Genomic DNA, 21,022 nt, shown 5'->3' with positions numbered 1-21,022 from the left:
AACTACATTTCATATCGACGGCATTGATGCCTGACTCAGTGCAGCTGCACCCCGTGGCGGGCGGCATGAGTGCGGATGTCACGGGTCAGCCGCGCTTTGTCGGCCAAGCTCAGCCAGCTCGCCTCCACTGCATTGAGCGAGAGGCGGCAAAGCTGATCCGCAGTGGCGCCGAGATCGTCCGCCAGCGCCGCAAAGTTGGCCCCCATGTAACCACCGAAGTAGGCGGGATCGTCGGAATTGATGGTGACGCAGATCCCCTGCTCCAGCAGCCGCAGCACATTGTGGTGGGCCATCTGGTCAAACACCTTGAGCCGGGTGTTGGAGAGGGGGCAGACGGTGAGCGGCAACCGGGTATCGGCCAGATAACGGAGCAGCTCGGGATCGTCGGCCGAGCGCACCCCGTGATCGATGCGCTGCACCTGCAGCTCGTTGATCGCTTGCCAGATATAGTCGGCAGGCCCCTCTTCGCCCGCATGGGCCACCACCGGCAGCCCCAGCTCGCGGCATTTGGCAAAAATACGGGCAAATTTGCTGGGCGGATTGCCCTTCTCCCCCGAGTCGAGGCCGATGCCGTGGATCCGTGACAGGAAGGGCATGGCCTCTGCCAAGGTGACGAACGCCTCCTCTTCGCTCAGGTGGCGCAAAAAGCTCATGATAAGGCGCCAGCTGATGCCAAACTCCTGCTCCCCGCGCTGCAGCGCCCGCTCGATGCCGCCGAGCACGGTAACAAAGGGGATACCGCGGGCAGTGTGGGTCTGCGGGTCGAAGAAGATCTCCACATGCACCACCTTGTCGGCGGCGCACCGCTCAAGATAGGCCCAGGTGAGGTCGAAGAAGTCCTGCTCGGTCACCAGCACACTGGCACCGCGATAGTAGAGGTCGAGAAAGGATTGCAGGCAGTCAAAGTCATAGGCGGCGCGCACGCTGGCCACGTCGGGCCAGGGCAGCGGCACATTGTTGCGTTTGCCAAGCTCGAACATCAGCTCGGGTTCGAGGGTGCCCTCAATGTGAAGGTGCAGCTCCAGCTTGGGCAATTCGGCTATAAAGTGTTCGGCAATAGGGTTATCCATGGCGACGGCTCCATCAGCGACCAGATCCCGGGGGCAACCCCTCCACACGATTGCCCCGACTTCATGCTTATTGTGCGCTCAAGTTGCAAGACAGGGGAGACTTGTCATCAAACAGATTTATAATGGCGTCACAAAAATCATAAATGATTGAACGTCTTACCGATTGGCAGCTCGTCTGCGCCCTGACAAGGAGTTTTCATGAAGAACGTCATCTGTGACATCGACGGTGTCATCCTGCACAACAACGATCTCATTCCCGGCGCCGACCGCTTCGTCCATCGCCTGCTGGAGCAGGGCAGCAAGCTGCTGTTTCTGACCAACTACCCGGCCCAGACCCAGAAAGATCTGCAAAATCGCTTCCGCTCCGCCGGGATCGAGGTGCCGGAGGAGTGCTTCTACACCTCCGCCATGGGCACCGCCGACTTTCTCAAACGTCAGGATGGCAAGAAGGCCTATGTGATCGGTGAAGGGGCGCTGACCCACGAGCTCTACAAGGCCGGCTTTACCATCACCGATATCGACCCCGACTTCGTGGTGGTGGGCGAGACCCGCAACTACAACTGGACCATGATCCAGCAGGGGGCCAAGTTCGTCGATCAGGGGGCCCGTTTTATCGCCACCAACCCCGATACCCACGGCCCCATGATGCACCCGGCCTGCGGCGCTCTGTGCGCCCCCATCGAGCGGATGACCGGCAAGAAGCCGTTCTATGTCGGCAAGCCGAGCGCCTGGATCATCCGCGCGGCGCTCAACCGGATGGAGGCCCACTCCGACGACACCATCATCATCGGCGACAACCTGCGCACCGACATTCTGGCGGGCTTTCAGGCAGGCCTCGAGACGGTGCTGGTGCTCTCCGGGGTGAGCAAGGTCGCCGATATCGACCGCATGCCGTTTCGGCCGAACCACATCTTCGACTCCGTGGTCGACATCGATATCGTCTGATACCCAAGGATTTAAACAGGGCAGGTCTCCCCTGCCCCAGCTGGACCTGTTATGGAACCCATTCTCATCGCCGTGGCCTTTGGCTGCGGCATGCTGGTCAATCTGATTGGCCTGCCCCCTCTGCTCGGCTTTCTGGCCGCCGGTTTTATCCTCAATGGCATGGGCTATCACAACACCCCGGCCCTCAACGAGATCGCCGATCTCGGCGTCACCCTGCTGCTGTTCACCATCGGTCTCAAGCTCAATATCAAGACCCTGATGCGACGCGATGTGTGGGGCACCACCAGCCTGCATCTGCTGCTCTCCACCCTGCTCTTTACCGTGGTGCTGCTGGTCTGCAAGGGGCTCGGGCTGGTGCTGGCCCTGTCGCTGGACTGGAAGCTGGCACTGCTGCTGGGCTTTGCCCTCTCCTTCTCCAGCACCGTCTTTGCGGTCAAGGTGCTGGAAGAGCGCAGCGACATGAATGCCCTCTACGCCCGCATCGCCATCGGCGTGCTGGTGATGCAGGATGTGTTCGCGGTGGCGTTTCTGGCCTTCTCCAGCGGCAAGTGGCCCAGCATCTGGGCGCTCTGGGTACTGGGGCTGCCGCTGCTGCGCCCGCTGCTGTTCAAGCTCTTGGAGCGGGCCGGTCACGGCGAGTTGCAGGTGCTGTTCGGGGTCTTTCTGGCGCTGGTGGTGGGGGCGGCCGGGTTTGAAGTGGTCGGCCTCAAGCCGGATCTCGGGGCGCTGATCATCGGCATGATGCTCGCCTCCCATCCTGCCGCAGCAGGCCTTGCCAAGGCGCTCTTCAACCTCAAAGACCTGTTTCTTATCTGCTTCTTCCTCACCATCGGCCTCAACGGTCTGCCAACCCACGACACCATGTTGCTGGCGCTGGCGCTGGTGCTGGCCCTGCCGCTCAAAAGCGCCCTCTATTATCTGGTCTACAGCGGCGCTCACCTGCGGGTGCGCACCGCCCTGCTCTCCACCCTGGCGCTCACCAACTTCTCGGAGTTTGGCCTGATCGTCGCCGCCATCGCAGCCAAGGCAGGCTGGCTCTCCTACGAGTGGCTGGTGGCGGTTTCTCTGGCGCTGGCGGCAAGCTTTATGATCTCCGCTCCGCTCAATGCCCAGAGTGAGCGCATCTACCACCGTATCGGTCACTGGCTCAAGGGGTTGCAGGCGAGCAACCTCCATCCGGAAGACAGACCCATTGAGCTTGGCGATGCGGAGGTGATCATCCTCGGCATGGGGCGGATCGGTCAGGGGGCCTACTTCGAGCTGGAGAACAAGTACGGCAACGTCATCCTCGGGGTGGAGAACGACAGCGAGAAGCTGCCTACCCTGCGTGCCCAGGGGATGAACGTCATCGAGGGGGATGCCACCGATACCGACTTCTGGGACAAGGTGCTGCTCTCCAATCAGGTCAATCTGGTGCTGCTGGCGATGCCCCACCACTCGGGTAACCTCTACGCTATCGAGAAGCTGCGCAGCCACGGCTTTGCCGGCAAGATAGCCGCCATCGTCCGCTTCGAGGATGATATCGCCTCCCTCAAGGAGCAGGGGGTGGATGCAGTGTTCAACGTCTACAACGAAGCGGGCAGCGGCTTTGCCCGCCATGTGATCCGCCGTTTGCAACCGCTCTGATCCTGCGGCTAGCGGCCCTTGGCAAGGGAGTGCGCATCGTTTAAGTTATGCACAACCTCGTTTAATAAAACGAACAAACGCGGGGCCGGGATGGCCCCGCTTTTATATCCCCATTGCCAGGGAGGCACCATGAAGACCCTCAACGACTGGATTTTGCTCGACCGCCATGAGGCGGCCCCCACCCCGCTGATGCCTGCCCCCGAGCGCATTAAAGCGGGCAACCCGAGTCAGACGGTGTGGAACCACTACTCCGACCCCAGCCAGCAGTTTCACATCGGCTTCTGGGCTTGCGAGCCGGGCCGCTGGGCCATCCACTACACCGAGCACGAGTATTGCCAGCTGCTGGAGGGGGATGTGGTGATCCACGACAGTCTGGGCGGCCAGCTGGCCCTCAAACCCGGCGATCAATTCGTCATTCCCGCCGGTTTTGTCGGAGAGTGGGAGACCCTCACCCCCTGTCGCAAGGTCTACGTCATCTTCGAACCCGCCTCGACTTGACGTTCACGTCACCCTGCCCCGTTGCAGCAGCCCTTATCCTGTTGATCCGCTTGACGCTTACGGCATGATTTTCTGCGGTTTTCCCGCTTGCAAAAGGTTTTTCCGCTAGGCATTGTGTCTGACGAGGAATGTAAATGGAATTTCGAGCCCAAACGTGGGGGGCTCATATAAAAATCAAGAGGATTACCGCCAATGTGTTCAATTTTCGGCATTCTGGATATCAAGTCCGATGCAGTAGCCCTGCGCAAATCGGCGCTGGAGATGTCCAAGCGACTGCGTCACCGCGGGCCTGACTGGTCCGGCGTCTACAGCTCAGACAAAGCCATTCTGGTGCACGAGCGTCTGGCCATCGTCGACCCGGGCAATGGCGCCCAGCCGCTCTACAACCCCGAGCGCACCCATGTGCTGGCGGTCAACGGCGAGATCTACAACCACAAAGAGCTGGAAAAGACCCTCAAGGTCGATTTCCAGTTCCAGACCAAATCTGACTGTGAAGTGCTGCTTGCTCTCTACAAGGAGAAGGGCCCGGCGTTTCTCGACGATCTCAACGGCATCTTTGCCTTCATTCTTTATGACGCCGAACAGGATGCCTACCTGATTGGTCGCGACCACATGGGGATCATTCCCCTCTATACCGGCCGCGACGAGCACGGCAACTTCTATGTCGCCTCCGAAATGAAGGCGCTGGTGCCGGTCTGCAAGAGCGTCGAAACCTTCCCGCCGGGACACTACCTGTGGAGCAAGGATGGCGAGCTCAAACAGTGGTACAAGCGTGACTGGATGGAATACAGCGCGGTCGAGCACAACGTCAGCGACAAGGCCGAGCTGAAAGCGGCGCTGGAAGCAGCTGTCAAGCGCCAGCTGATGTGCGACGTGCCCTATGGCGTGCTGCTCTCCGGCGGGCTGGACTCCTCCGTTATCTCCGCCATTACCAAGCTCTATGCGGCGCGCCGCATCGAGGACGATGGCAAGAGCGAAGCCTGGTGGCCACAACTGCACTCCTTCGCCGTGGGGCTGGAAGGGTCGCCGGATCTCGCCGCCGCCCGTAAAGTGGCCGATCACCTCGGCACCATCCACCACCAGATCCACTTCACCGTGCAGGAGGGTCTGGATGCCCTGCGCGACGTCATCTATCACCTCGAGACCTATGACGTCACCACCATCCGCGCCTCCACGCCCATGTATCTGATGGCCCGTTACATCAAGGCGATGGGGATCAAGATGGTGCTCTCTGGCGAAGGCTCCGACGAGCTGTTCGGTGGCTACCTCTACTTCCACAAGGCGCCCAACGCTAAAGAGTTCCACGAAGAGAACGTGCGCAAGCTCGCCTCACTGCACCTCTATGACTGCCTGCGCGCCAACAAGTCGATGGCCGCCTGGGGGGTGGAGGGTCGCGTGCCCTTCCTCGACAAGGAGTTCATGGACGTGGCGATGCGCCTGCAGCCTGCCGACAAGATGTGCGGCAAGGGCAAGATCGAGAAGCACATCCTGCGCGAAGCATTCGAGGATCTGCTGCCCCACGAAGTGGCATGGCGCCAGAAGGAGCAGTTCTCCGACGGCGTAGGCTATTCGTGGATCGACAGCCTGAAGGCGATGGTCGAGACCGAAGTGACGGATCAGATGTTCGAGGCGGCCGCATTCCGCTTCCCCATCAACACCCCGCTCACCAAGGAGGCCTACTTCTACCGCGCCATCTTCGACGAGCACTTCCCGCTGGAGGCTGCCGCCCGCACCGTGCCCTACGGCAAGTCGGTCGCCTGCTCCACCCCCACCGCGCTGGAGTGGGATGCCAAGTTCAAGGAGATGGCCGACCCGTCTGGCCGCGCAGTAATGGATGTGCACCAGCAGGGCTACTAAGCCAGAGCGGGGCGACCCCAGCGGCTAACGCCAGATAGCAAAAAGCCCTTCACCACGGTGAAGGGCTTCTTCTTATGGTAAATAGAGTAAACCGACGATCAGAACATGGCCCATAAAACCGACGTTGAAAGTGAGCATAGGCTCGGGCAGAGCACCACGTATCGAAGAATGGGATAGGGTATTCCCCTGCTACATAACTGGCACTATGGCATTCGTCATGTGGAGGTGAAATCAGGGTAGCCGAGACTGTATTAATGCAGGTATCAATTAACAGCATTTCATTTTTCAGATGCCGATATTTGAAATAGTGATATTGTCAGCAACCATGTGTCCCTGAATATATTATCAATGAGGTATCTATGTTGAGAAAAAAACTAATTTTGCTTGCTCTGGCATTACCGCTACATGTGCACGCCAACATTTTTTTCATCAAGGGAAATACGGTCAATGACACAGATGTAGATAAGGCAGCCATCTACTTCAATGCAGGCATAGACCCGCAGACAGTGGCCTGGCTGTTATCCTCTGTTGATGAAATCAACGGCAATTATCGCAACATTCAAAATATAGACATATATCTCAATAGCGGGGGCGGTGATATGGACTCCGGGTATATGGCCTACGAGGCGTTGCGTAAAAACCCGACGAAGCTGAATATGATTAACGCATCAAATGTCGCCTCTTCTGCAACTATAATTTACTGTGCATCGAATGAGCGTTATGCCATGCCAATGGCATCTTTCTTACTTCATCCTGCTGCCGCGGCAAATGAAATCAATGATTACCTGAAGCCGGATCAGGCACAGCGTATTTTGGACGACGCTGAAAAATACAACTCGCTCTTTCGCACCATTTACTCCTCCTGCACCAAAATTCCGGCAGAGGAGCTAAAGGCCATCACCTCGTCTGAGAGTCGACGTGCAACCTACAACATTGAAAATGCCAAAAAAGTAGGGCTCGTGAATCAGGACATGAAAAAACAGACAACATATCCCGTGACCTATTACATCACGGATATGCAGAACTAATTGATGAAAATCCCGCCATGGCAGCCATTCCAACACACAGGAAGGGCTGCCATGGCAGTTCACAAAACAAGCTGAGTTTTGGCAACAGCGCGAACATATTTCGTGAGTGAGCCAGTCGTCTCACTTGCTCAATGAGTATTTGCTGCTTTAGCCATCAAAATGCTGCATCGCGCGCTCAGGGTTGTGCATCCGGCTGGTTGGCAGGGGCCGCCTTGATAAAGGCCTGCAACTGTTCGCAGTTGGCGACGATGCGGTTGATGGTCGGATAAGCGTCCAGCGTCATCTCGTAACGGCGGGCGTTGTAGACCTGGGGTACCAGCATGCAATCCGCCAGAGTGACCTCGTTGCCGACGCAGTAGATACCGGCGGTAGTCATCAGCAACTGTTCGAGGGCGGTGAAGGTCTCGTCAATCCAGTGGCGATACCATACCGCCTCGTGCTCCTTGCCCACCCTGAAGTGTGTCTCCAGATAGTTGAGCACCCGCAAGTTGTTGAGGGGGTGAGTGTCGCAGGCAATCATGTTGACTATCTGGCGCACCTTGGCGCGTGCCTCGGGGGCCGAGGGCATCAGGGGGTGGGCGGGATAGGTTTCGTCAAGGTACTCCATGATGGCGACCGATTGACCGATCTGCACATCGCCATCCACCAGAAAGGGCACCAGCCCCTGCGGGTTGATCCGTTTGTAACTCTTCTCGCTCTGCTCCCCCTGCCGCAAATTGATCGGGTGCTGCTCATAATCCAGTCCCTTGAGCTGCAACACGATCCGCACCCGAAAACTGGCTGACGAGCGCCAGTAGCCAAACAACTGCAACATACTTCGTCCTTCTTTTGTCAGCCGACAGGCAGCCTCGCCCCCTGTCGGCCCCCCATCTCTCGGGGATCATCACTCTGTCTGGCGGCCACCCTGCACCACTTGCTGGGAGAGTGTGCCAAACAGACTCTTGCCATGGCGATCCAGCATGGTGATGGCCACTCTATCACCAAATTTCATATAGGGGGTTATAGCTTGATCACAATCAAGAATTTCCAGCATGCGCCGCTCGGCGATGCAGGATGAGCCGGCGCTGCGATCGTAGTTGGAGACGGTGCCGGAGCCGATGATGCAGCCCGCACCAAGGGGGCGGGTCTTGGCCGCATGGGCAATCAGCTCGAAGAAGTTGAAGGTCATGTCCACCCCGGCTTCTGGCGCACCGAACAGCGCACCGTTGAGGTGGGTCAGAAGCGGCAGATGCACTTTGCCATCGCGCCAGTCATCCCCCAGCTCATCCGGGGTAATGGCCACCGGCGAGAAGGCGCTGGACGGTTTGGACTGGAAGAAGCCAAAGCCCTTGGCAAGCTCGCCCGGAATGAGGTTACGCAGGCTCACATCGTTGACCAGCATCAGCAATTTGACGTGGCTGGCGGCCCCCTGCGCACTCACCCCCATCGGCACATCGTCGGTGATGATGGCCACCTCCGACTCGAAATCGATCCCCCACTCCTCCGAACCCATCACGATAGGCCCACGGGGGGCGAGAAAACTGTCGGAGCCCCCCTGATACATCAACGGATCGTGCCAGAAGCTTTCGGGCATCTCGGCGCCGCGGGCCTTGCGCACCAGCTCCACATGGTTGACGTAGGCGCTGCCATCGGCCCACTGAAAGGCGCGCGGCAGCGGAGAAAGGCAAGACGCTTCGTCAAAGGGGAATGCCTCGGTCACACGGCCCTCGTTAAGCTGCTGATAGACAGCCTCCAGCCTGGGGGCAACCTCGGCCCACTCATCGAGGGCGGCCTGCAGGGTGGAAGCAATCTCGCTCACCCGCACCGCCCGGGCCAGATCCCGGCTCACCACCACCAAAGCGCCATCGCGCTTGCCATTGTTCAATGTTGCCAATTTCATAAGCGATTCCTTATTTGCCGGCAGCAGCGTCCGGGCGCTGCCAGCTGGAGACATACCGGGTGTTCTCGATCCCTTCACAGAGGCTGCCGACGTTCAGCGCATCGCGGGTGTCTAGCATCACCGCCACCTCGTCGGTGAACTTCTTGGCATAGACCTGCCCTGCCGCAAACGCCTTGGGATGGGGGCCGTGGGTGAAACCGGCGGGATGGAAGGTGACCATACCCCGCTCGATATTGTCCCGGCTAAAGAAGTCCCCTGCATGGTAGAAGAGCACTTCGTCGTAATCGTCATTGCTGTGATAGAAGGGCACCTTGAGGGCGCCGGGGTCACTCTCGATGGGGCGCGGCACGAAGGTACAGATCACGAAGCGGCTCGCCACAAAGGTCGAATGGGCCGACGGCGGCAGATGGTAGCGGTGGCTCATCAGCGGGCGGATATCCCGCCAGTTGAGGCGCACCACGCACAAGTCCCCGTGCCACCCTTGCGCATCCAGCGGGTTGAACGGCCAGGTGATGACCGACACCTGATCATGGCGCTTCACCTGCAGCGACCAGGGATTCTCATCCTGCTGGGCCAAAAAGCGTTCGTTGATGGCGGGCACATCAAGCGCAGTCGGGTCGAAGATGGCGTGATTGCCCACCAGTCCCTTGTCTGGCAGCTGGTAGCTGTCGTTGGTCGCCTCGATCATCAGGATGAACAGGGGCGCTGTCGGCTCGATGCGCCACATGGTGCCACGGGGGATCACCACGTAGTCGCCGTCCCGCAGAGTCAGGTGACCGTAGTCGCAGAAGAACTCGCCGCCCCCCTCGTGGATAAAGAGCAGCTCGTCGCCGTCGGCGTTGCGCACCAGAAACGGCATCGCCTCGGAGAGCCGCCAGACTCGGTAGCGGCAGTGAGGGTTGCTGAGAATATCGGGGGCCACCCAGGGGGAGAGGGAGCTCACCTCTTCCTGCAAAGCATTGAGGTCAAACAGTCGTGGTCGCAGCGGCCCCTCCCAACTGCTCCAGTCGGTGGGGGCATGCTTGTGGTGCATGTGGGTGGCGGGGCCGAAAAAGCCACTGCGCCCCAGCTCGCGCTCATAGATGGCCTGTTCAGGCAGGTCGGCATGAGCCTGTCGGGAGTGGGTTCCCTCCCGGTGGGGAAAGTTAATCCAGTTACGCATTGCTCGTTCCCTCTTTGCGGGCACCCTTCTCATCCTCACCGCCATCCAGCACGCCGCGGCGGATCTGGTCCAGCTCGATCGATTCAAAGAGCGCCTTGAAATTGCCCTCGCCAAACCCTTCGTTGCCCTTGCGCTGAATGATCTCGAAGAAGACCGGGCCTATCACGGTATCGGTAAAGATCTGCAGCAGGATGCCATCCTTGGTGGGGGAGCCGTCGATGAGGATGCGCAGCTCTTTCAGGGCCGCCAGATCCTCCTGATGCCCCTCGACCCGACCGTTCACCTTCTCGTAGTAGGTATCCGGGGTCGGCATAAAGCCGGTGCCGCGGCTGCGCAGGGTACGGATGGTGTGGTAGATGTCGGCCGAGGAGAGTGCGATGTGCTGGATCCCCTCCCCCTTGTACTGGCGCAGGTACTCCTCGATCTGCGACTTGTCATCCGCCGACTCGTTGATGGGGATGCGGATCTTGCCGCAGGGGGCAGTCATGGCGCGCGAATGCAGCCCGGTCAGCTTGCCTTCGATATCGAAGTAGCGAATTTCACGGAAGTTGCCGATCCGCTCGTAGAAGTTGGACCAGACATCCATATTGCCGCGATGGACGTTGTGGGTCAGGTGATCGATTTCGATGAGACCGGCATCCACCTCCGCCATCCGGGCCTGCCAGTCGGGGTAGAAGACAAAATCCACGTCATAGATGGAGCCCTTGTCGCCATAGCGGTCAACGAAAGAGAGGGTGCTCTCGCCGATACCGTAGATGGCGGGAATATTGAGCTCCATGGGGCCAATCTTGCCGACAAAGGGCTTGGCCCCCTTGGCGATGGCGAACTGCTGTGCCTTGCCCGCATCACTCACCCGAAACGCCATGCCGCAAACGCTCGGCCCATGCAGGCTGGCAAACTGCTCCGCCTGGGAGTGGGGCTCGGCATTGACCACGAAGTTGATATCCCCCTGCCGGTAGAGCCAGCACTGCTTGTGTTTGTGCTTGGCGACCTCGGCAAACCCGAGCGAAACAAACAGGCTCTTGAGGGCGGCAATCCCCTTGGCATCGGGGGCCGTGTACTCGACGAACTCGAAACCGTCAGTGCCTAACGGATTGATGGTATGGGTGGCGGAAGAGGTGGCATTCATCGGGCGCTCCTTGCTCTTGATTCGGTTAAAACGGATTGCAGCGCCCAGCGGCGCGGCAAGTGTTAACAACTTGTTTCATTAGAAGCAGGGCGTAGCAGGAAGAGAAGAGGCGGGTTGCAGATAGTTTTTCGCAGCTGGCAGCAAAAGATGTAAATGGATTGTGACATCTAAGCCACAACCTTGCGGATCAAACGGTAACGACCCTCGTGGCTGTCAGCTTTGGCTTACAGTTGCCAGTTTTTGACCAGCAGATGGGGCAAGCGGGCCCGGGCTTTTTGCAGTCGCGTGGGCGTCGGATTGATCAGCCACGCCTCTTTCCCCAACCCCAGCAGCGGCAGATCGTGCAGGCTGTCGCTAAGCGCCAGCTCGGCATCGAGGGCGCAAATCTCCGGCAGCAGCTTGTGCTGGCCGTGGCAATAGAAGCGCGGCATCAGGCCGCCAAAACGGTAGTGCATCTGCGAGCCAATGATCCGGTGGGGCAACTGGCCGGGCAGTTGCTGATAGAGCTGAGCTCGCACCAGAGCGCAGGGACTAGCGGAGATCACCCAGCAGCGCGCCCCCTCGCTTTGCAGCAATTCGCGAGCTTGACGATACAACCCCGGCCTGGTGCTGCAATAGGCACGCACCAGCTTGCGCCAGCCCAAAGGGGAAAGCCCCAACGTGATGGCCCACCAGATAAGGGAGATACCGCGCCGCCGCTGGCTGGGCAACAAATAGACCAAGCCACCCAGCGCAATCACCGGCAACAGCAGCAGCGGCCAGATCCGGCGGCGCAGGATATAGCGCAGCAGACCGGCGTGGCTGTCGCCGGGGGCCAATGTGTCGTCAAAGTCGGCCAGGATCCAGCGCGGCGCACGTCCGTCAGGATCACGCTCTTTCGCTGAATGGATAATGGCGTCAGACGCTGGGCGCATAAACATCAGGGCGCAAGGGCTGCGATGGCTGCCGTGAGCTCGGGAGTGACAAATTCACTCCCCACATCGGGCGGACAGACAAAGTCGAAAGGCTCGCCCGCCAGGGTGAAATTGAGCCGCCAAGCGTGCAGATAGCCGCGATCGGCTGACGTACCGCCATAGCGCTCATCCCCGAGAATGGGGGCACCGATGCTTTTGAGGGCAACCCGGATCTGGTGGGTCTTGCCGGTCTGGGGCTTGATGCGATAGAGCCGCAGCCCCTCGCGCACCGACACCGAATCAAACCAGCTGATGGCAGGATTATCCAGCGTGCGCGCCAGCATCCAGCTGCCGCCGCGCCCCTTTTGCATATCCCCTTTCACCCAGCCCTGCTTCTTCTTGGGTTTGCGATCGGAGAGCGCCAGATACTGTTTGCTCACCTCACGGGCCGCAAAGGCCATGCTCAGCTCGCGATTCGCCTCTGTGGTGCGGGCCAGCAGCACCAGACCGGAGGTCATCTTGTCGAGCCGGTGTACCGGATAGAGGGTGAGCCCGGTATCGGCCTTCACGCGATTGACCAGCCCCGGATTGACCGCCTCCCCGTCGCCCTTCTCGTCGTGCATGCCGATGCCGGGCTGCTTGTCGATAACCAGGAAAGCGGGATGCTCAAACAATATCCGGTACATAAAACCTCGGGAACTGGGGAATAAGGCTCACAGCCAGCGGCTGGCGGCGCTCGGGAGTGCTGCATTCTCCCTGCTCGTCCGCCATTTGGCAAACCGGGCGGCAGACGATGAAGATAAAAAATGGCCCCGCCTGCAACAGGCGGAGCCATTTTCGCTCATCTTGGCAGCTCAACCCTTACACATTGCGCGGGCGCAGGTGGGCGTGCCAGCGCGCTTCCCACTTCTTGAACAGCCAGACGATGACAAAGGTGAGCAGCATATAGAGCAGCCCTGCGGTCAAAAACGCCTCGAACGGACTGTAGTAGCGAGAGTTGATGATCCGCGCCGCGCCGGTCAGATCGACGATGGTGATGATGCCCGCCACCGCCGAACCCTGCAGCATGAAGATCACCTCGTTGCTGTAAGCCGGCAGTGCCCGACGAAACGAGTTGGGCAAAATGATCCGGGTCAGGGTCTGCCAGCGGGTCATGCCAAAGGCGTTGGCAGCCTCAATCTGGCCGCGCGGCATATTGTGTACCGCCCCGCGCACGATCTCGGCGGTATAGGCGGCGGTATTGAGGGTGAAGGCCAGCAGCGCACAGAACCAGGCTTCGGAGAAGAGCGACCAGGCGGCACTGTTCTTCAGCCACTCCCACTGGGCGGCGCCGTAGTAGATGATAAAGAGCTGCACCAGCAGCGGGGTGCCGCGAAAGAAGTAGATATAGGCCCAGATTGGCCCCTTGATCAGCCAGTTGCGGCTATTGCGCAGGATGCCCATGGGCACCGCCAGCATCAACCCAAGGATCAGAGAGAGAGCCACCAGCCAGACGGTGGTATAGAGCCCCTCCCAGTAGGTGGGCCACTCTTTGAGAATGATTGAGAAATCCATTGCTTACCTCGTCTTGATGGCGTAATGACGCTCGGCCCACTTGAGCGCCGAGGTGGAGACTGCGGTGAAGATCAGGAAGATCAACGCCACCGCCATGTAGAAGGTGAAGGGTTGCTGGGTCGAGCCCGCCGCCAACGAGGCTTTGCGCACCATGTCATCGAGGCCGATGATGGAGACCAGCGCGGTGGTTTTCAGCAGCACCAGCCAGTTGTTGCCAAACCCCGGCAGCGCGTGGCGCATCATCTGGGGGAAGAGGATCCGCACAAACACCTGGGTTGCCCGCATGCCAAAGGCCCGGGCTGCCTCCAGCTCACCTTTGTCCACTGCCAGAATGGCGCCGCGAAAGGTCTCGGTCATGTAGGCGCCGAAGATAAAACCGATGGTCGCGACACCGGCCACAAAGGGGCTGATGTCGATATAGTCCGGGAGCAGGGAGACCCACTCCTGATTGGGATTACTCTCCAGTAACCAGCTGTTGTAAGTCTCGTTGACCCAGGTGCAGATGCCGTTGATCAGCACCTGGCCGCCAAAGAAGAGCAGCATCATCAGCACCAGATCGGGGATACCGCGAATAATGGTGGTGTAGCCGGTGGCGATGGCCCGGGCCCACTTGTAGGGAGAGAGTTTGGCCAGCGCCCCCAGCATCCCCAGCAGCAACGCCAGCAGCAGGGAGGCCAGCGCCACTTCCAGGGTGACCCAGGCGCCCTCCAGCAGCGAGGCTTCGTATCCTTTCAAATCAAACATATGCAGCTCCATCGCCACTGAATCTTCACGCACCTGCTAACCAGAAGGCTCCATAGCAGTCCGAATGAAATATGTGCAGCTCCATTGCAATCAATGCGGGCCCGTAAACTCCCTCAGGGAGGTGACGGGCCCGATGACTACTGACGGGATCAACCTGTCGTTACTTGCCGTAGACGTCTTTGGACTTACTCGCCGTAAACGTCTCTTTGTTTTACTCTCCGTAAACGTCGAACTCGAAGTACTTGTCGTTGATTTCCTTGTACTTGCCGTTGGCACGCAGCGCCAGAATAGCAGCGTTGAATTTCTCTTTCAGATCCTTGTCAGCCTTGCGCACCGCAATACCGGCACCCTCGCCAAACCACTTGGGATCGGTCAGTTTCGGGCCGACGAATTCAAAGGCATCACCGCCCTCTTTCTTCAGCAGACCGTCGGTGATGGCGGCAGAGTCGGCCAGCACATAGTCCACACGACCGGATTTCAGATCGAGATAGGCTTCATCGGCGGTGCCGTAACGCTTGATGGTGGCATTGGGGAAGTTGTCGGTAATAAAGGTATCCATGGAGGTCGCACGCTGCACCGCGACGGACTTGCCTTCCATAAAGGCTTTGTCGAGCTGCACATCAGTGCCCTTCTTGGCGGCGAAGCGGGCCGGAATGTGCTGGTACTTCTGGGTGAAGTCCACCTTCTTCTTGCGCTCTTCTGTGATGTCCATGGTGGCGATGATGGCGTCAAACTTGCGCGACAGCAGCGCCGGAATGATGCCGTCCCAATCCTGCTTGACCAGGGTGCACTTCACTTTCATCTCTTCGCACAGGGCATTGGCGATGTCGATATCAAACCCTTTTACCTCGCCATTGGGCTCGGTCCAGGAGAAGGGGGGATAGGCACCCTCAACCCCGATACGCACCTCTTTCCACTCCTTGGCCATCAGGCTGCCGGAAGAGAGGGCAGCAATCACGGTAGTCGCCAGCATCAGCTTGTTCATGTATCTCTCCTTGATAAAACAGTCGATCGTGTAAATCCGGGCTCCGGCCATCAATAGATGGAGGAGATGAATTGTTTGAACCGCTCGGATTTGGGATGGGCAAAAATCTCCTTGGGGTTGCCCTCCTCCTCCACTCTTCCCTGATGCAGGAACATCACCTTGTTCGATACATCGCGGGCAAATGACATCTCGTGGGTCACCACCAGCATGGTACGCCCCTCTTCGGCCAGCTCGCGCATCAGGCCGAGAACTTCTCCCACCAGCTCGGGATCGAGCGCCGAAGTGGGTTCATCAAAAAGCATCACCTCGGGCTCCACCGCCAGCGCACGGGCGATGGCGGCACGCTGCTGCTGACCGCCGGAGAGGTGACCCGGGTAGTAGTCACGCCGTTCCCAGAGTCCAACTCGGTTGAGCAGCTGCTCCGCCTTGGCGATCGCCTCGGCACGGGGCACCTTGAGCACCTGGATCGGCACTTCGATGATGTTCTGCATGATGGTCATGTGCGACCAGAGATTGAAGCTTTGGAAAACCATCGCCAACCGGCTGCGAATGCGCTCCACCTGACGCATATCCTCCGGCAACCGTTCGCCGGAGCGACTGGTTTTCATCCGGATCAATTCGCCATGGAGGGAGACGCTGCCGGATGAGGGGGTTTCCAACAGATTGATACAGCGCAGAAAAGTCGACTTCCCCGAACCCGAGGAACCGATAAGGGAGATGACATCCCCCTTGTGGGCAGTCATGTCAATGCCCTTGAGCACTTCGTGGGTGCCAAAATATTTGTGCAGATCACGTACTTCCAGTGCGGCAACGTCGCTCATCCATTACAACCTTGTCTGTCCCTAGACGCCGCAGGGGCGTGACTCCACCATCGCCAACTTAACAAAAATTTAACCGATGGTAACCTTCAGCGAAAATATCACCCGGATAGTGAAAAAACAATATGGAACGCGGGGATCCTGGTTAATCGCTCTATTTTTATTCGACTATCACGTATTTTTCAGCACTTTGTTTGCATAAACAGCCGTTTCATCGGCATTTGGAATACCGCCTTTTTATACCCCAATCATGGACGTGGCAAGAGAAAAACCACATTCAGTCCGTAACGACTCCAAAATGGCTTTATGCAACCACTCCCCATGCAGATTCTGGCTGGAGCAAATGGATCAAACTGATTTTATTGGCCCCTTGTCAGGAAGCTGCGTTCCCCTTCGCACACCCCACATCAAGCTGAAAAGTAACAACTCCCTAATAAATGGCCCCGAAACCCCATGGAAAGCGAGAGAAATGTGACACAGAGCCAATAAGTAATGATAAGGTGGGATTTTTATCAGTTTTTGTGATCGAGGCCCCGATGTTGCTCAATGTCTTGCTGATCCTGTTGCCACTGGTGATCGGCTATCTGGTTCCCCTCTCCTCCGCCCGATTGATCAAGCTGGTCAATCAGGGGCTGGGCAAAATGGTCTACCTCATTCTCTTTCTGATGGGGCTGGGGCTTGCCTATGTGGAGAACCTTGGCAGCAACCTCGCCGTCATCTTCAAAGTGGCCGGGGTCATGCTCGGCGCCATTACCCTCTGCAACCTGCTGGCCCTCTGGTGGCTCGACAAGCGCTCGCCGCCGACCCATGCCGCCAGCGATGCCAAAATGCCGAGCAAGCTCCATCTCCTGTGGGAGTCGCTGCAGCTCTGCTTTGTGGTACTGGGCGGTGTGCTGCTGGGTCTGCTGGTAGATCTGCGCGCCCTGCCCATCGACAAGTGGAGCGAGTGGGCGCTGATGCTGCTGCTCTTTCTGGTCGGGGTGCAGATGCGCAACTCCGGCATGCGGCTGCGCCAGATCCTGCTCAACCCCTGGGGAATGAAGATCGCCGCCACCGTCATTGTCAGCAGCTGGCTCGGCAGCCTGCTGGCGGCCCAGTTGCTGGACATGCCCCTGGCTCACGGACTGGCGCTGGGATCGAGTTTCGGCTGGTACTCGCTCTCCGGCATTCTGGTGGCCGACAAGCTGGGACCAGTGCTGGGCTCTGCCGCCTTTATCAACGATCTGGGACGCGAGCTTATCGCCATCCTGATCATTCCGATCCTGATGCGGCGTCACCCCTCCGCGGCTATCGGTTATGGCGGCGCCACCGCCCTCGACTTCACCCTGCCGGTCATTCAGAAGTCAGGCGGCATCACCGTCGTGCCGGTGGCTATTGTCTCCGGCTTTATCCTGAGTCTGCTCGGCCCCATCCTGATCCTCGGCTTTCTGGCTATCTAGGCTGCCTCTTCCCAGCAAAAAGCCCGACACAGTTGTCGGGCCTTTTGTTTGGAAATCGATACGCGCAATAAAACGCCAAGAGCTTAGCTACGCCACTGACCGCCGCTCATCACCTTAGTGATGGCGAGCGACGCTGACTTGATCAACAGCAAGTCAGCATCCTGACCGACCCCGATCCGCCCCTTGCCGCCAAGCCCCAGCGCCTGCGCCGGGTTGGCGCTCACGACCGCCAGCGCCACCTCGAGCGGCACCCCAAGCTGGCAGGCTCGAACGCACTCCTGCCACAGGCTGGCAATCTGGCCGCAGCGCATCTCGATAAGGCGTCCCTCGCCATCAAAGCGCGGCAGACTGGCGTTGGCATCCGAGCTGAAGCTGATGCGATCGGCCGGTACGTTGGCGGCCAACAGCTCCACCAGCGCATCGGCCGCCAGCCGCTCGCCATCCTCGACCAGATCGGGAAAGCTGGAAGTAGTGAGATCGACCCAGCCTCCCGCCTTGCCCCACTCAATCGCCTCGGCGAAGAGCCAGGGATTGCGGTTGCAGTGGGTTGGATAGAGCTGGCGCAGCGGTATATCGGTCTTGTCACGCAGCGCCCGTAGTGGCGCCAGTGCGCCCTGACCATCGCCCAGATGGAAGAAGCTGACCCCGCTCTTGCCCGCGAGCAACCCGGCCACCCGTGCCTCGCTCACCAGACGGGCCAGCTCATCGTGGGTTGGCGCGCTGGATCTGTGGTCGCTGATGGCCACCTCCCCCACCCCCAGCACTTCAGGGATCAGGATGATGTCTGACTCCACCGTGCCGGTGATGCTCTTGACTGGCAGATGGTAGGAGCCGGTATACATGAAGGCGCTCACGCCGGCGGCGCGAAACTCACGCACCTTGCCGAGCACCTGAGCCGGCGAGCGGGTCAGACTGTCGGTACCAAGTGCCGCCACCAGCGTGGTCACTCCGGCCTTGAGCGCCTCGCTCGCGGCCAGTTCAGGGGTACGAAAGGCAAAGCCCCCCTCACCACCGCCTCCCGTGATATGGGCCAGCGGATCCACCATGCCGGGCACCAGATAGTGACCCCGTCCATCGACGCGCACCAGTGGCCAGTCGGCGGGCACGCTCATTCCCTTGCCCATCCAGGCGATGCGGCCATCCGCCACCAGCAGATCCTGCTGGCCAAGGTAGGCGGGGCTGAAAATTTCGGCCCCCTCGATCAGGGTCAACATCATGGTTACTCCTCGCTCAATCCCGTGACATGCCATCAGGCAGATGGACTATTTACCCACTATTGGCGCGCCGGTGAAAGCACTTCCTGAACAAGACTTTCATGAGAGATGGAAGATCCGCTACTCTCAGCGGCACTATCCGTTCGCAGGCCCCGCTTTCATCATGAACTTTCTGGCTCACCTTCATCTGGCCGCCCACACCGGAAGCTCCCTCACCGGCAACCTGCTCGGTGATTTTGTCAAAGGCTCGCTGCCAACGGGCCTTGCCGCACCGTTTGACGAGGGGATCTGGCTGCACCGCAAAATCGATGCCTTCACCGATAGCCATCCCGAGCACAAGGCGGCCGTTACCTGTTTCAAGGCCCCCTGGCGCCGCTTTGGCGGCATAGTGGTGGATATGCTCTACGACCACTGGTTGAGCCAGCACTGGCAAGCGTTCAGCGCAGACCCCCTGCCCCGCTTTCTCGCGCAGAGCTATGGCCAGTTGCTGGCTGATCACCACGTCTTGCCAGAGGGGTTGCCGCTCCCCCTCAAGCGGATGGCCGAGCAGAACTGGATCGCCTCCTATCAGCGCAAAGAGGGGCTGGCGCAGGCCCTCAATGGTATTGGCCGCCGGCTACGCCGCCCGATGCCACTCGGCGATGCACTGCTCACCCTCGATGCGGCTCAATGGCAAGGGGGCGAAGCAGGATTTCTGCGCTTCTACCCGCAACTGATGCATCACAGCGTGCAGCAGCTGGCCCTGCTCCGGGCAGATTCGGGTCTGGTATCACCGCCATAAAAAACGCCCCTTGCGGGGCGTTCTTCATTACGTAGCTTCACGTTACTTCTTACATTACCTGGCTTCGTCTTTCTTCTTGCGAATGCTGAGGCCCAGTTCGCGGCCACGCAGACGGGCGTAGTAGATGGTGCCGACAAACGCGAGGGTGGTGAACAGCAGCTCCACCACCGCCAGCCACCGCTCCCCCTCATCCGTGGTGATCAGGGTCAGGGCGTGGAGGAAGTAGGGCATCAGCACGAAGTTGCCCCAGGCATGGGTATAGGGGTTGCCCTGCACTATCCCCTTGAGGGGGAAGAGCAGCGGCACCGTCCAGATCACCGGCAACAGCCAGGGGTTGAGGTCGGGATGGGGCGAGAGCCACAGATGCCAGAGGATGACCCAGCCCAGCAGACCAAAGAAGCCGACCAGAGTCAGCAGACGAGCAAAGCGGGTGCTCACTTGAGGATCTCCAGCACCAGCTCCGGCGGACGACCAATGCGGGCCTTACCATTCTTGATGACGATGGGGCGCTCGATCAGCTTGGGATGCTGGTGCATGGCACGGATCAAGTCGTCGCCATTCACTTCGCCGAGGCCCAGCTCCTTGTAGAGATCTTCCTTGGTGCGCATCAGCTGGCGCGGGTCGCTAAAGCCGAGCAGAGTCAGCAGCTTGCGGATCTCCTCTTCACTCGGGGCCTGCTCCAGATAGAGCACTACATCAGGGGCGATCCCGTGCTGTTCAAGCAGCGCCAGGGTTTCACGGCTCTTCGAGCAGCGCGGATTGTGGTAGATTTGGGTCTCGCTCATGGTAACTCCCTGATTAATCGCAAGATGGGACAAGAAACGGCGCTATTGTAGGGGAAAGTGATGGTCAGGGTAAGCGGCAGTGGAAAGGAATTGAAACGAATTTGTTGGCTGATTGTGGCTGGCATGCTGGGCGCCTGCACGCCCGCCCCCGAATTTACCGACACGGCGGGGCATACGGTGGCCCTTGACCACTTTGCCGGCAAGCCGCTCTTGGTCAACTACTTCGCCCCCTGGTGCGCCCCCTGCCTGCGAGAGATGCCGCACCTAAACGCGCTGTCTACCGAAGGAGAGATCGCCGTGGTGGCGATCAACTACGACCCGATCACCCCGGCAGAGCTGGACAAGCTGGCCGCCCAGTACCACATCAAGGTGCCGCTCCTCATTGCCAATGAGGATGCCGGGCTCCCCTTCCCTCGCCCAAGCGGGCTCCCTACCAGCTACCTGCTCGATAGTGAGGGCAAACTCAAGCAGACGCTGGTTGGTGAACTGGGTCAATCGCAGATCGACGCCCTCAAGGTATCCATCAGGCATCCGGGCAACTGAGCGGCCCACAGTGCTCAAAGCTGTTTCTCTGACTCACCATAAACAACAAGGGCGCACCAGAGTGCGCCCTTG

General features: G+C 59.4%; 22 protein-coding genes. 8 read left to right on the top strand and 14 right to left on the bottom strand.

The window, feature by feature from the left end; translation table 11 throughout:
* Window positions 1–35: 35 nt before the first annotated feature.
* Complete coding sequence (locus NOM67_RS01475) at window positions 36–1,070, bottom strand: adenosine deaminase (RefSeq protein WP_255933262.1); 1,035 nt, start codon at window positions 1,068–1,070, stop codon at window positions 36–38.
* A gap of 198 nt (window positions 1,071–1,268) precedes the next feature.
* Between NOM67_RS01475 and NOM67_RS01470 the strand changes: the two genes are divergently transcribed.
* The 5 genes from NOM67_RS01470 to NOM67_RS01450 all read left to right on the top strand — a co-directional run bounded on the left by NOM67_RS01470 (window position 1,269) and on the right by NOM67_RS01450 (window position 7,024).
* A complete protein-coding gene (locus tag NOM67_RS01470; RefSeq protein ID WP_033115984.1) occupies window positions 1,269–2,015 on the top strand; it encodes an HAD-IIA family hydrolase in 747 nt (248 codons plus the stop codon).
* Window positions 2,016–2,066: 51 nt separating this feature from the next.
* A complete protein-coding gene (locus NOM67_RS01465) occupies window positions 2,067–3,641 on the top strand; it encodes a cation:proton antiporter family protein (protein WP_124242768.1) in 1,575 nt (524 codons plus the stop codon).
* A 129-nt stretch (window positions 3,642–3,770) separates the two neighbouring features.
* Window positions 3,771–4,139 carry a cupin domain-containing protein gene (locus NOM67_RS01460; RefSeq protein ID WP_255933259.1) on the top strand — a complete coding sequence of 123 codons (369 nt, stop codon included), beginning with the start codon at window positions 3,771–3,773 and terminating at the stop codon, window positions 4,137–4,139.
* 192 nt (window positions 4,140–4,331) lie between these two features.
* Complete coding sequence (asnB, locus tag NOM67_RS01455; protein ID WP_058056656.1) at window positions 4,332–5,996, top strand: asparagine synthase B; 1,665 nt, start codon at window positions 4,332–4,334, stop codon at window positions 5,994–5,996.
* A 359-nt stretch (window positions 5,997–6,355) separates the two neighbouring features.
* Window positions 6,356–7,024: an ATP-dependent Clp protease proteolytic subunit gene (locus NOM67_RS01450; RefSeq protein WP_156852021.1), complete on the top strand. Its 669-nt coding sequence runs from the start codon at window positions 6,356–6,358 to the stop codon at window positions 7,022–7,024.
* A gap of 175 nt (window positions 7,025–7,199) precedes the next feature.
* Here NOM67_RS01450 and maiA read toward each other — a convergent pair whose 3' ends face one another.
* The 10 genes from maiA to NOM67_RS01400 all read right to left on the bottom strand — a co-directional run bounded on the left by maiA (window position 7,200) and on the right by NOM67_RS01400 (window position 16,191).
* Complete coding sequence (maiA, locus tag NOM67_RS01445) at window positions 7,200–7,838, bottom strand: maleylacetoacetate isomerase (protein ID WP_198037914.1); 639 nt, start codon at window positions 7,836–7,838, stop codon at window positions 7,200–7,202.
* Between the two features lie 69 nt (window positions 7,839–7,907).
* Entirely contained in the window at window positions 7,908–8,903 is a 996-nt protein-coding gene (locus NOM67_RS01440) for a fumarylacetoacetate hydrolase family protein (RefSeq protein ID WP_156852023.1), read from the bottom strand.
* A 10-nt stretch (window positions 8,904–8,913) separates the two neighbouring features.
* A complete protein-coding gene (locus NOM67_RS01435; RefSeq protein ID WP_255933254.1) occupies window positions 8,914–10,065 on the bottom strand; it encodes a homogentisate 1,2-dioxygenase in 1,152 nt (383 codons plus the stop codon).
* Window positions 10,058–11,194 (bottom strand): 4-hydroxyphenylpyruvate dioxygenase, encoded by a 1,137-nt coding sequence (hppD, locus tag NOM67_RS01430; protein ID WP_255933252.1) that lies wholly within the window; start codon window positions 11,192–11,194, stop codon window positions 10,058–10,060. The genes NOM67_RS01435 and hppD overlap by 8 nt, the downstream gene beginning before the upstream one ends.
* Window positions 11,195–11,418: 224 nt before the next feature.
* The gene (locus NOM67_RS01425; protein ID WP_255933250.1) at window positions 11,419–12,114 is read right to left on the bottom strand and encodes an HAD family hydrolase; all 696 of its coding nucleotides are present in this window, start codon (window positions 12,112–12,114) and stop codon (window positions 11,419–11,421) included.
* Window positions 12,114–12,773: a TIGR01621 family pseudouridine synthase gene (locus NOM67_RS01420; protein ID WP_106842986.1), complete on the bottom strand. Its 660-nt coding sequence runs from the start codon at window positions 12,771–12,773 to the stop codon at window positions 12,114–12,116. Before NOM67_RS01420 ends, NOM67_RS01425 begins: the two co-directional genes overlap by 1 nt.
* Window positions 12,774–12,948: 175 nt before the next feature.
* Window positions 12,949–13,641 carry an ABC transporter permease gene (locus tag NOM67_RS01415; RefSeq protein WP_005337302.1) on the bottom strand — a complete coding sequence of 231 codons (693 nt, stop codon included), beginning with the start codon at window positions 13,639–13,641 and terminating at the stop codon, window positions 12,949–12,951.
* Window positions 13,642–13,644: 3 nt separating this feature from the next.
* Complete coding sequence (locus NOM67_RS01410) at window positions 13,645–14,385, bottom strand: ABC transporter permease (protein WP_005352911.1); 741 nt, start codon at window positions 14,383–14,385, stop codon at window positions 13,645–13,647.
* A gap of 211 nt (window positions 14,386–14,596) precedes the next feature.
* Window positions 14,597–15,370, bottom strand: coding sequence for an ABC transporter substrate-binding protein (locus tag NOM67_RS01405; RefSeq protein WP_255933231.1), 774 nt, complete (start codon window positions 15,368–15,370; stop codon window positions 14,597–14,599).
* A 50-nt stretch (window positions 15,371–15,420) separates the two neighbouring features.
* Window positions 15,421–16,191 (bottom strand): ABC transporter ATP-binding protein, encoded by a 771-nt coding sequence (locus NOM67_RS01400; RefSeq protein ID WP_033115996.1) that lies wholly within the window; start codon window positions 16,189–16,191, stop codon window positions 15,421–15,423.
* 533 nt (window positions 16,192–16,724) lie between these two features.
* On the opposite strand from NOM67_RS01400, the gene NOM67_RS01395 reads away from it, so the two are divergent.
* Complete coding sequence (locus tag NOM67_RS01395; protein WP_255933227.1) at window positions 16,725–17,627, top strand: lysine exporter LysO family protein; 903 nt, start codon at window positions 16,725–16,727, stop codon at window positions 17,625–17,627.
* A gap of 83 nt (window positions 17,628–17,710) precedes the next feature.
* On the opposite strand, the gene iadA is transcribed toward NOM67_RS01395, so the two are convergent.
* The gene (iadA, locus tag NOM67_RS01390) at window positions 17,711–18,841 is read right to left on the bottom strand and encodes a beta-aspartyl-peptidase (protein WP_182927949.1); all 1,131 of its coding nucleotides are present in this window, start codon (window positions 18,839–18,841) and stop codon (window positions 17,711–17,713) included.
* A gap of 163 nt (window positions 18,842–19,004) precedes the next feature.
* Between iadA and NOM67_RS01385 the strand changes: the two genes are divergently transcribed.
* On the top strand, window positions 19,005–19,622 hold the full coding sequence (locus NOM67_RS01385; protein ID WP_255933226.1) for an ACP phosphodiesterase: 618 nt from the start codon (window positions 19,005–19,007) through the stop codon (window positions 19,620–19,622).
* Between the two features lie 54 nt (window positions 19,623–19,676).
* Here NOM67_RS01385 and NOM67_RS01380 read toward each other — a convergent pair whose 3' ends face one another.
* On the bottom strand, window positions 19,677–20,060 hold the full coding sequence (locus tag NOM67_RS01380) for a DUF2069 domain-containing protein (protein WP_041209367.1): 384 nt from the start codon (window positions 20,058–20,060) through the stop codon (window positions 19,677–19,679).
* A complete protein-coding gene (arsC, locus tag NOM67_RS01375; protein ID WP_064339945.1) occupies window positions 20,057–20,407 on the bottom strand; it encodes an arsenate reductase (glutaredoxin) in 351 nt (116 codons plus the stop codon). Before arsC ends, NOM67_RS01380 begins: the two co-directional genes overlap by 4 nt.
* Before the next feature lie 60 nt (window positions 20,408–20,467).
* Between arsC and NOM67_RS01370 the strand changes: the two genes are divergently transcribed.
* Entirely contained in the window at window positions 20,468–20,950 is a 483-nt protein-coding gene (locus tag NOM67_RS01370; RefSeq protein ID WP_255933225.1) for a TlpA disulfide reductase family protein, read from the top strand.
* The last annotated feature ends 72 nt before the right edge of the window (window positions 20,951–21,022 follow it).

It is taken from the genome of Aeromonas sp. SG16, assembly GCF_024436135.1.
Lineage (GTDB): Bacteria > Pseudomonadota > Gammaproteobacteria > Enterobacterales > Aeromonadaceae > Aeromonas > Aeromonas jandaei.
Note: the sequence above shows the minus strand (reverse complement) of the source record. Positions and strands in the feature narration are given on the sequence as shown.